The sequence below is a fragment of the Citrobacter sp. T1.2D-1 genome (assembly GCF_950098555.1).
Classification (GTDB): Bacteria; Pseudomonadota; Gammaproteobacteria; order Enterobacterales; family Enterobacteriaceae; genus Citrobacter_A; species Citrobacter_A telavivensis.
Genome location: NZ_CATNHH010000021.1, coordinates 17,093 through 27,159 on the forward strand (window position 1 = coordinate 17,093; position 10,067 = coordinate 27,159).

The following is a 10,067-nucleotide window of genomic DNA, read 5'->3' on the forward strand; positions in this document are numbered from 1 at the left end:
CCTTGCCAGACAGCGGTGTGTTTTCCGCTGTCTGGTAAGGGGGGAGGCTGCGGGTGCGGGCGGCAAAGAGCCCGCGTGTATTAAAGTTCCTGCATTTAAAAAATGACATTTCCAGCGATCTGAGATTTATGCTGACGTACAGATAATGAATTACCAGGGCAAGATTAATTATCATTTTTCACGTCAGAATTAATTACTGACCCCTCCTTAAAGAGAACGCACCCTGAATAGGTTTTTCACACTCAGGGAGTGTTTTTCATGAAAATGCCATTTTGCTGCCTGGCAGCACTGTTCCTTTCCGTCGGTGCCAGTGCCGGCACAGTGATATATACCGACTCCTCTCATACCATAGCAGCAAATCCTGGTCCGGATGTCTCCGTTGTTGAGCTCGATGCGCCCGAACGTGTACAGGCGGACATTTTCGGTCAGTTATCTGCCGATCCCGTTCTTGCAGAACAACGTGCCCGGGCAGTGATCTCTTCCCCGAATTTCCGGCAGCAGCAACAACAACTGGCGGAAGCTTATGCGGGTGTCACTCATGCCTGGTCCCTCGGCCTGGAAAAATACCCGGCTGTGGTTTTTGATGACGTCTTTGTTGTCTACGGTACGACTGATGTCAACGAGGCAACCCGTCAGCTCGCTGCCTGGAAGGAGAAGAACCGATGAAATCTTTCTCCTTCCGCCCACGTCGACTGGCGATCGCCACATTGCTGGTTTGTTCCGGCACCATGGCCAGCGTCAATACAGCGAATCTTCTGGCCAGCGCGGCAAGTACAGACTGTATCAGCTGGCGTGTCAGTGGTATCTGCTACTGGTTATTGTGTACCCCATTTGGTTGCACGGTGAAAACCTCGGTGAAAGTGACACATTTCATTCCGGAGGCTGTGGTATCGGCTTACCTCAACCCCGGAGATAACCCCTGGACTGAAATGTCCACAGTTAGTAACGCCGCCAGCGGTGCTGAAGGTTCTCTGCTGGAAAGTGTGACGGGTGTGAGTACGGGGGGCGGTCGTCAGGAGATGAAAGCTCCCGGGGAACGTAAGCAGAACCTGCATTTCTATTACGGCGACGCCTATGGCCATCCAGCAACAAAAGTCATTGGCGGTATGGTGCCGGGCTATTCATGCGACAGTGCTGCCACTCCTTTCATGCCCTATTTCAACAGCTCACTGGATGCTCTGGTCTGGCGAACGGGTGTCCCGGAGACCCTTTATCCCGAAGCACTCATCCCCGGGCAACGAGAAATCGGGGAAACCACATCCGGCAATATGTGGGGGAACGTTTATCCACGTAGCGGGTTTGTCACCCAGACAGACAGTTACAAATCAGCAGCGGTTGTAGTTCAGCGTGTCGCTGACGTCATTACCCGCTCCGGCCAGCTCCACGTCTACAACCCCCTTACGGGACAGAAGTCCCCGGGTTACTGGCCACCCGAGCCGGTAAAAGAAAATACCGGCACCAAAAACCACAAATGGCAGCGACTTTCGCCTCAGTTGTCCCAGACCTGTGCAGTGTTTCCCGACACCAATGGCCAGATTGCCCAGGACGGTAACTATGCCTGGGCATTGTGGCAACCGTACAGCTGCTGCAAACGTCGCGGCCAGACGTTCCTTTCCAGCACCGATTTCTCATAAAGGTTCAGAACATGAAAAAAGCAGGACTTTTACTGATTTTTGCCTCGCTGCCGGCAATGGCAACTGATATCTCTTTGTCTTCATCGGGGGCGTCAGTTAGCGGTAACGCTATCAGCGATGGGCTCTTTTATTCTATTGGTGGCGGTTCGGTTATTTCACCCCCGCCCAGTCGTAACAATATGTCCAGGATAGGCATTAATGGTGGCCTTAGCAGTGATCTGATGTGTGGCAATTTCGACATCAAAACAACCGTTGGCAACCAGCTGAATGGTATTACCAGCGGGTTTAAGGATCTGATGGGGAATGTGATTCAGGGGGCGACTGGTGCTGTCATGAGTATGCCGGCAATGGCTATTCAGCGCGCAAACCCCGGGCTGTATGAAATGCTCACCAATGGCGTTCTGCAGGCCGGTTTGAGCTTTGATAAAGCGATGTTGAACTGTCAGAGCATGTCGAAGAAACTGGCTGATTATACCATTGGCAATAAATGGCAGCAGGTAGCTGTCTCTGAAGAGTACAAAGATATTGTGGCCACAAGTGGCGGCGATGCGGTTTCCAGCGACCAGAAACTGCAAAAAGCAACTGGAGAGGAAGGCGTGACGTGGGTTGGTGGGCAGAAAAGAGGCGGCAAGGGGCAGCCCGCAATTCAGCCCACTCGGGATCTGGCCAAAGCTGGTTATAACATGATGAATAATTTGCCAGTGACCAGTAACAGCAGCGTCGGCTCCTCGAGCTGCAATGGTACCGCATGCCAACGTTATAAATCTTCTGAAGAGGCCGCTGCGGCCGTTGTTAAAGTGCTTGGTGATCGCTCCATCAGGACTTGCCGGGAAACCAGTGAATGTACCAGTGGTGGAACCGATAACCAGCCGGGCAGTGCTGTCGCTGGTACTGGCTTTTCTCCCATCCTTGAGGATGCCACGAAAGAGAATCTGGAGCAGCTTAGTAAGCTGGTTAGTGGTGAGCTGCAGCCCACCACTGATAACCTTTCCGCACTGAAAACCGGCAGTCTGGTTGTCACCCGCGGGGTAATTCAGGCATTACGTGACGATCCGGACAAAGCGGCCCTGGTTCAGCGGCTTGCCGGCGAACTGGCGATGTCCGATACCGTTGAAACCGCGCTAACAATGCGCAGGATGCTCACCACTGGTGAATCCGAACCTAATGCTGCAGAGCAGCCGGAAGCCATTGCTGAGGGTGATCGCCGCATCGATGCCCTCGATCGCGAGCTGACGGCGCTGCGTAATGAGATGGAGTTACGCAAATCTATAAGCAATAACAGCCTGCTGACGGCACTGGAGCGGCAGGGGACAAGGAATCAGGATAACCGTCTGCAGCAGAAAGCCGGTAACGAGGACCAGGGCTTCAGCCAGATGGGCCAGTCTCAGTCTTCCGGAGCAAACTGATATGAGACTTTACCCGTTCAGCGGCCATATTGGCCGCATTCTCCTTATGGTGCTGCTCATTCTGTTGATGACGGCCAGCATGTTTGCTATCGCAGCGGTATTTATGGCTTACGACCCTGATGGCCACATCACACGGCGCTGGTTGCATGACAGCCGATGGGGACTGTTTGCCTGGCGACTGGTTCTTTATGGCTGCCCTATTACCGCCTGGATATTGAAGGTACGCCCACAGGCATTAATCCGCTGGCCGGATGGGCGTCCGCGTCTTGTGCGTATGGAACTGATGGGGGTGTTGTTCCTGGTAGCCACGGAATATGTGGCCTGGACAAGCGCTGTGTAAGGAGAGGACGATGACCGCAAACAGTTTTCTGGAATATTTTCTCGTTCTCTTTGGCTGGGTAATGAACAATGCCATGTGGAGCATTCTCAGCAGTACAGGCCTTTTTGCATTGCCACTGGTGGTCAGGGTTCTTGGCGTCTGGCTGAAAGTGAGGGAGGAGGGGGCTGACGAGGGGAACAAAGGGCTTCTTGCCCTTCCGCGAATCGAACATGCACTGTATGTGTCTTATCTTGTGATGCTCTTTTGCTGTATTCCGCTGTTGCCGGTTGATATCAGCACAATCAAGTTCGACAGCTCGCGCGCTAAACAGTGCGGCGTCAGTGTGCCGACGCCACAGAATTCTGGCTACAAGGGACTCGTTAACGATTTTGACGGTCGTACGGCCGAGGTTCCAGTTTGGTGGTATCTCCTGCATATGATGTCGAAGGGCACAACGCAGGCAATGATTGCGTCAATCCCATGCGGTACGAATTTGCGACAGATGCGTTTTGACGTTCAGAACACGAAACTGCGTGATCCTGTGTTGTTGCAGGAGGTCCAGGAATTTGCAGATCAATGTTACTCGAGAGCATATTTCAGACTGAAAAACAGCAACAGCCAGCTCAGTGATGCCACCATCAACTCCGTGGGCTGGATAGGTAGCAGCTACTTCCTGAATACTTCCGGATATTATGACTACTACACGGCTATGACGCCACGTAGCCAGTGGCCTTACAACAGCAGCCGGGACAGTGGCTATCCGGATACTGGTGCAGGTGGATATCCAACATGTAAGACGTGGTGGTCCGATGGTACTTCCGGGCTTCGCAAACGAGTTCTGGCCAGTTTTAGTGATAACACACGTAAGGAGATGCAGCGTCAGTTCCCCGGAAAGCAGTGGGAAGAAATTGCGTTACGCTGGCTTGTCAGCCCACGCAACGCAGATCTCTCCGGCGCCGGTACCACTTATGCTGTTGGCAGTAGCGACACAACCACCGGAGTAGTTGGTAATCTTACACGCCTTACCTCGTCTATTGGTCTTGGACTGAAACAGGCCGAGGCGTTACCTGGTTTTGATGCAATGAAGCAGGCACTGCCGATGATCCAGGCATTATTGCTGATGATGATAATCACGGTCATTCCTGCGTTAATGATGTTCAGCGCCTACGATCCGAAAACCATTTTTACCATCTCCTTCGCGTTATTCGCTCTTCAGTTCATTACGTTCTGGTGGGAACTGGCAGGTTGGCTTGATGACAGATTGATCACCATCCTCTATGACAATATGGCTGAGCAGGGGATTGCAAACAGCTCGGTGCCTTTCGCGGCTTTCTTTAGCTCAACGGCTGATGGATGGATTATGAACCTGGTACTGGGGATGATGTACCTGGTCTTTCCGATGTTCTGGGTTGGTATGCTGAGTTGGGCTGGAGTTCGAATTGGTAATATGGCTAACAACTTTAGTGATGCTTCTAAAATGCCTACGGATGCTGGCTCGGAAGCAGGTAAAAAAGCTCAAGGGGTGGCGATTGATGCAGCTTCAGGCGGGATTAAATCAGGATTAAGCAAAGGATAACTGATGGCTATATGAAGCGGTGGTTATGCCATCGCTTCATAAGATTAAAAATTGTTAGAACCACCGTTAATACCTTTTTTCTCCCAGCTGTAACGGATAGGAGATTTATATTGGTCCTGTTTGTCTTTTGTGACGTCCGCTTTAGAGGTAGAGGCGAGCACAGATGAAATCACACAACCAATTTCTTGTGTTGCACTCGAAAGTTTTACCGGCTCAGGTTTTTTCCGCTTCAGCTTGGATTCATCACAAACGATATTGCGACGTTTTGTGGTGAAACGCGCAAAGGTGCTGCTCAGGTCATCTTTATTGAAACCGTCCTCGCTCATGGTAATGACTCCTCATTTTGTCTAATAAATAAGCTACTAAAAATCCCCTATACACGCAAATTATTAAGCACTATAGGGGAGGGCACCGGCTCACAGGCGCGTTCCTTGGCGGCGAGCTACAGTGCGCGGCGGAAGGCCTTAGGCCTTCACACGGGCCTGTATTTCCACTTTCATTTCTTCGCCTTCCCGTCGTGGCGTGCCAGGGCCAGCAGCTCTGCCTGCAGCGCACGGCCATCCTCCCGGGTTTCCTTCAGCTCCGCTTTGGTGTCCTGCAGCTGCGCCGCCAGGTGTTCGCCGGTGGCGGTCAGACGGGCTACCTGCTCGCGCAGCGGCAGCGCCTCCGCGCGCAGCCCGCGTACCTCATCGAGCAACCGGTCACGTTCGGTCACCACCTCCCGAAGCACCGCCAGTTCACTTTCCAGTGCGGTCACTTTCGCCAGCGCCTCGTCGCGCTCCTGGTCGGCCCGGGCGATATCGGTGTCGGCCTGTTCCCGGGCCGCCAGTGTCCCGGCTTCTGCCTGTTTCACCGCGGCCTGCCACAACAGGGCCAACTGGCCGGTGAGCAGCTGCGCCAGCTCTGGCGGCAGAGCCGGCGTCTGTTCGCTGGCCAGTGCGCGCTGGCGTGCCCGAAATTCCCGCATCACCGGGGAAATGTGGGACAGGGAGCCGCCACCGAGGTGCTGGCGGACCTGTTCGTTGGTCGGGTTCGGGTTGCCGGCGGCAATGAGTGCGGCGGCGGCGTCCTCGATCCGACGGACGGTGTCAGCAGGCAGGTTAGTCATGAAATACTCCGTTAAGAAGGTATGCATACATTTTAACCTGACTGTAGTTTGTACACAATACAAATAATACATACAATACAAGACCAACGTGCACCATCTCTACTTTCGTGGTCAGATCCGAAAACTCACTTAATAGGAAATGCTGTACCTGAGCCGTCAGGCTGGCCGGATGATATAGTGGATTTTCGAACCGGAACGGGAGGGTTAAATGGGAAATTATTCAGATTTTGAAACCGATTTTGTTCAGCGAACACTGGCGCTTATCGATCAATATAACGAAATGATTGAGGTGCTGGGCAAACCATTCAGGGAGCAGTACAACTACACGTTGACCCTGAATTGCCTTCTGGGTCTTATCGTGTTACCGAAAGAGAGGGCGCTCTCTTTCCTGCCTGCCGACCGTTTAACGCGGCAACTTAAAGCAGAAATGGGATTACGTGAGTCACAGCTGCCCGGACCGGAAATGAACCTGCGGGAGTTGATCCATAAGATGCGGAATTCAGTTGCTCATTTCTGTGTCCAGGTAGAGTCAGCCAGCGATGCACACCTTGTAGACTGGATTGTTTTCAGGGAATCCCAGGGAGATGGAGAAGTCTACGCCAGCTTCAGCGCTCCGGAGCTTTTACCCTTTCTGAAATATTATGCGACCCTGCTGCTCGACAATATGGCTCGGCGTCGAGCCCCCGCTGTTAACATATTGGATTTGTGAGGGATTTACACCATGTTGATTCTCGATTGCTCCTCACGAACTCAGGCGTTGCATACATTATCTGCCGGGTTTGCCTGTCCCCCTGAAAAGCTGAAAAAAGTGCTGCTTTCGCTCGATCTTGAAAGTATCTACGAGCTTAATCCTCGCCAGTTGGTTGATGCACCTCAGTATCTGAGAGACTACGTCTGTGCGGAACTGGGCGAACCGGGACCATTCACCCGGGCTCTGTGGTTTCATGGCACCCGGACTTTCGCCGGTAATACTTTTCCGGCGGGGTTACTGGCGCTAAATCAGTCAGAATCCCTCGCCATGAAAATGCTGCTCAACCTGGCCCCGAATGAGATGGTCCGTAAACACCTGCAGGAATGGGATGTTCCGGGGGGCGTCCCGGATGAGATGTTTCAGCTCAGAACCGGCGATAAAATTCACTGGGGACCTTATGGCCATTTAGTCCGGGAATTACATTTTAACGCCAGTGAAAATGGACTGCATGATTACCTCTGGCTGCCGGAGCTGGTAGAGGATGTCTGTAAGGCCTACCAGAAGAAATACGGCCACGATCTTAAACCGCATTATCTCAGCGTGCTTCATCCCTGTATTGTCTGGTTCGAGGCGGATATTGTTTATGAAAAAGGGGTTCTTGAAACGGCTCTGGCATATGCCTATACATCAGTCCGTGACCTCCCGCCGGACGGAAACGCAACTTTCGGCATAGACTGTGACGGGAAATCTGTGTCCAGGTCGGCCATTGCCAGAATCGAGTTTCTGCAGCCCGGGCAGATGTAATCTCTAAAAAACGGGTCTGTGATCCGGCCCGTTTGTTCGTTGCCGTGAACCCAGTATTGAGGTCATTAAAGCCTTAAGCGGATCACTTGCAGCTGGCTGCAGAAAGGTTTTACATTGACCAGGATTATGCCGTTTCCCTTCCTACTGCCTGGTAAAGGATCTCTGAATGCACTTTTATGTGGATGAAACAGGCCAGACTGGCCGAAACCTTTTTGACAAAACCCAGCCAGTCCTCTCCTACGGAGTGCTGTCGTCTGATGCTAATCTGGATAAGGTTGCTGAAGCGGATCTTGCCGTATTACGCAAAACGCTTGGCGTGCAGCGCCTGCACGCTGCGGAACTGGGCTTGCACCGCCTTTCTGACCTTGTGGATACGCTGCTGGTTCTGCAGAAAAAGCACCGGATACGGTTTGACATCTGGCAGGTAGTAAAGCGCGATCATGCCATTATTTCGTTCTTCGACCAGGTATTTGATCAGGGAATGAATCCAGCCGTTCCCTGGTCTGCATACTGGACCCCTCTGCGCTACCCCCTGCTGCTGAATCTGGCCAGCCTGTTTGATGATGAACTTGCTTCAAACGCATGGACGGCAAGGCTGGAGGCGCATGATGAGCGGGCGTCGGAACTTTTTTGTACCGTCAGTGATGAACTGATCAGCAGGACGGCAGCCAGCGCGCTGGACCACCGGTCGAAGCAGCTGATCACCGATGCCCTGAACTGGGCGTCAGCCAATTTTGAACAGCTGGGCTATAACTGTAAAACCAACAAGGAAAGGCTGCGGATTATGCCCAATATGATTGGCTTTCAGTCCGTATTGCACGGGATCTGTTCCCGCCTGGGGGCACCAGAAAGAAAGGCCAGTATCATTGTTGACCAGCAGTCACAGTTCAACACCACCCAGCGTGAACTTAACGAGTTTTACTACCAGATACGGGAGATGCCCTGGGAACTGGGGCCCGGATTACCTGTTATGAACATGAAAAATATGCCGGCTGAACCACTTGTATTCCAGTCCGGTACCAAGAGTGCAGGTCTGGAGCTGGTAGATATTTATCTCTGGACATTCAAGCGATTCATGGAAGACAAGGCGCTGACAAAGCCACTTTCCCGCCTTGTTTATACCAATCTGAAAACAGCCAGGACCAACAGCGTGTCAATCCAGTCGGTTGCCAGTCGATTTATGGAACTCCTGGGTAAACTCCCGGTACCAAGCGCAGAGATCATGAGGCAGGCGCAGGAACTGCGGGACTTTGATGAAGCCAGACGCATGCCATATGTGGTGTCGGGATCACCCGACTGATGCCGGATAGTTATCTGCTTTCAACTGCCCCCTCTCAGGGGCAGGTTTTCAGGTTAACCGGCAGCTGTGATCCACGACGCCGCTTACAGTCATGCTGCGATGCCAGAATGTCAGCAACCTGATAATCGGTCCCCATCGCCACATCGTGCAATAGCAGGATAAAGTCCCCGTCACTGCCGCCCCTGCGCGAATCCAGATACCGCTGCAGCCATCGGGCATGATAAAGAATGTGGCGCTGTTCGCGCTGCAGCCATTTCAGCGGCAGACGGGACGTCATATCGTCAAGGCTGCGCATTTCCTGATGAAGCGGCGCAATAACAGCGGAAAATTCCTCTCTCAGTATCCGGGCAGGTTTCTTCTGTCCGAACAGCGCGGCCATATTGCTCAGGACATCCTCGATCGTCCGGCTGACTTTCTGGGCCTGATCACGGGAGGCCTGATAACGCGTAAACCAAAACTTACAGTAGAACCCCGCAGCGGCAAGCAGCGCCGTAAGGATCGGTCCAATCAGACTTGTGTCCACAATATTCTCCTTAAAGATGGTCATGAGGCCACCCGAAGCAGCCGATGACGCAAATATACCTCGTTTTAGCAATTAGTGCTATCCGTGAGTGCAAAAAGTGCTATTCGTTGTTTTTGGTATTGATATTTTAATTGATATATGCATTTGGATTTCCCTTCAGTTTTCTCCCCTGAGATCCGAAAAAAGTATAAGTCGGATCTCCAGACTACTGCTGCGTTGTTTTGACTAAAATGGCGGAGGTGGAACCAGGAGAGTAAAATAATCTACTGATGTAAGAATAAATCTTACATTGAAAAACGGAGGGGTTATGGCCCGTACGATGACCGTGGACGTGGGTGATGAGCTGCGTGAATTCATCGATTCCCAGGTTAAGGCCGGTGATTACCGAATCCAGAGCGAGGTTATGCGTGACGCGCTGCGTCTGCTGCGCGATCTGCTGGCCGAAGGGATCAGCAGCGGCGAGGCGAAACCATGGAACAAGGATGCATTCCTGAAAAACGCCAGTGCCAGGGCGGAAAATGAAAGGGATCGAGCTGATGCGAAAAGAGAAGAAGACCTGTAAGTTATCTGGGACTACAGGTAAGCGTTAAGTGAGCGCCGTATTGACGGCTATTTATTGGTGAGATCTACGTTCCATGGCAGCAGTTCGGCCACTTTGTTGATGGGCCACTCCGGCAATACGCTCAGGATATGGCGAAGGTAACCC

Annotated in this window: 13 protein-coding genes; 9 read left to right on the forward strand and 4 right to left on the reverse strand. The window is 52.4% G+C overall.

The genetic code is table 11. From position 1 onward, the window contains the following. The first annotated feature begins 258 nt into the window (after positions 1 to 258). Genes QQZ17_RS15785 through QQZ17_RS15805 form a run of 5 tightly spaced genes read left to right on the forward strand, consistent with a single transcriptional unit; the run spans position 259 to position 4,935 of the window. Entirely contained in the window at positions 259 to 666 is a 408-nt protein-coding gene (locus tag QQZ17_RS15785; RefSeq protein ID WP_152406009.1) for a TIGR03757 family integrating conjugative element protein, read from the forward strand. Then, positions 663 to 1,634 (forward strand): TIGR03756 family integrating conjugative element protein, encoded by a 972-nt coding sequence (locus QQZ17_RS15790; protein ID WP_064373805.1) that lies wholly within the window; start codon positions 663 to 665, stop codon positions 1,632 to 1,634. Before QQZ17_RS15785 ends, QQZ17_RS15790 begins: the two co-directional genes overlap by 4 nt. Before the next feature lie 11 nt (positions 1,635 to 1,645). Beyond that, the gene (locus tag QQZ17_RS15795; RefSeq protein WP_046494142.1) at positions 1,646 to 3,040 is read left to right on the forward strand and encodes an integrating conjugative element protein; all 1,395 of its coding nucleotides are present in this window, start codon (positions 1,646 to 1,648) and stop codon (positions 3,038 to 3,040) included. 1 nt (position 3,041) lies between these two features. Then, positions 3,042 to 3,380 carry a hypothetical protein gene (locus QQZ17_RS15800; RefSeq protein WP_046494144.1) on the forward strand — a complete coding sequence of 113 codons (339 nt, stop codon included), beginning with the start codon at positions 3,042 to 3,044 and terminating at the stop codon, positions 3,378 to 3,380. Between the two features lie 10 nt (positions 3,381 to 3,390). Further along, positions 3,391 to 4,935 carry a conjugal transfer protein TraG N-terminal domain-containing protein gene (locus tag QQZ17_RS15805; RefSeq protein ID WP_046494146.1) on the forward strand — a complete coding sequence of 515 codons (1,545 nt, stop codon included), beginning with the start codon at positions 3,391 to 3,393 and terminating at the stop codon, positions 4,933 to 4,935. A gap of 44 nt (positions 4,936 to 4,979) precedes the next feature. On the opposite strand, the gene QQZ17_RS15810 is transcribed toward QQZ17_RS15805, so the two are convergent. After that, positions 4,980 to 5,261, reverse strand: a complete 282-nt coding sequence (locus QQZ17_RS15810; RefSeq protein ID WP_046494148.1) for a hypothetical protein — start codon at positions 5,259 to 5,261, stop codon at positions 4,980 to 4,982. 170 nt (positions 5,262 to 5,431) lie between these two features. Next, positions 5,432 to 6,043 (reverse strand): DNA-binding protein, encoded by a 612-nt coding sequence (locus QQZ17_RS15815; protein WP_046494150.1) that lies wholly within the window; start codon positions 6,041 to 6,043, stop codon positions 5,432 to 5,434. A 208-nt stretch (positions 6,044 to 6,251) separates the two neighbouring features. Between QQZ17_RS15815 and QQZ17_RS15820 the strand changes: the two genes are divergently transcribed. The 3 genes from QQZ17_RS15820 (at position 6,252) to QQZ17_RS15830 (ending at position 8,838) form a co-directional block, all read left to right on the forward strand. After that, positions 6,252 to 6,752, forward strand: coding sequence for a HEPN family nuclease (locus QQZ17_RS15820; protein ID WP_115190218.1), 501 nt, complete (start codon positions 6,252 to 6,254; stop codon positions 6,750 to 6,752). A gap of 12 nt (positions 6,753 to 6,764) precedes the next feature. Further along, positions 6,765 to 7,538 carry a hypothetical protein gene (locus QQZ17_RS15825; RefSeq protein ID WP_046494153.1) on the forward strand — a complete coding sequence of 258 codons (774 nt, stop codon included), beginning with the start codon at positions 6,765 to 6,767 and terminating at the stop codon, positions 7,536 to 7,538. A gap of 166 nt (positions 7,539 to 7,704) precedes the next feature. Further along, positions 7,705 to 8,838: a DUF3800 domain-containing protein gene (locus QQZ17_RS15830; RefSeq protein WP_046494155.1), complete on the forward strand. Its 1,134-nt coding sequence runs from the start codon at positions 7,705 to 7,707 to the stop codon at positions 8,836 to 8,838. 34 nt (positions 8,839 to 8,872) lie between these two features. On the opposite strand, the gene QQZ17_RS15835 is transcribed toward QQZ17_RS15830, so the two are convergent. Further along, positions 8,873 to 9,361 (reverse strand): hypothetical protein, encoded by a 489-nt coding sequence (locus QQZ17_RS15835; protein WP_284554142.1) that lies wholly within the window; start codon positions 9,359 to 9,361, stop codon positions 8,873 to 8,875. Positions 9,362 to 9,668: 307 nt separating this feature from the next. Between QQZ17_RS15835 and QQZ17_RS15840 the strand changes: the two genes are divergently transcribed. Continuing rightward, the gene (locus tag QQZ17_RS15840; protein ID WP_046494160.1) at positions 9,669 to 9,923 is read left to right on the forward strand and encodes a type II toxin-antitoxin system ParD family antitoxin; all 255 of its coding nucleotides are present in this window, start codon (positions 9,669 to 9,671) and stop codon (positions 9,921 to 9,923) included. Between the two features lie 47 nt (positions 9,924 to 9,970). Here QQZ17_RS15840 and QQZ17_RS15845 read toward each other — a convergent pair. Continuing rightward, positions 9,971 to 10,067: transposase domain-containing protein (locus tag QQZ17_RS15845; protein ID WP_164881532.1), on the reverse strand; the 97-nt coding region annotated here is incomplete at its 5' end.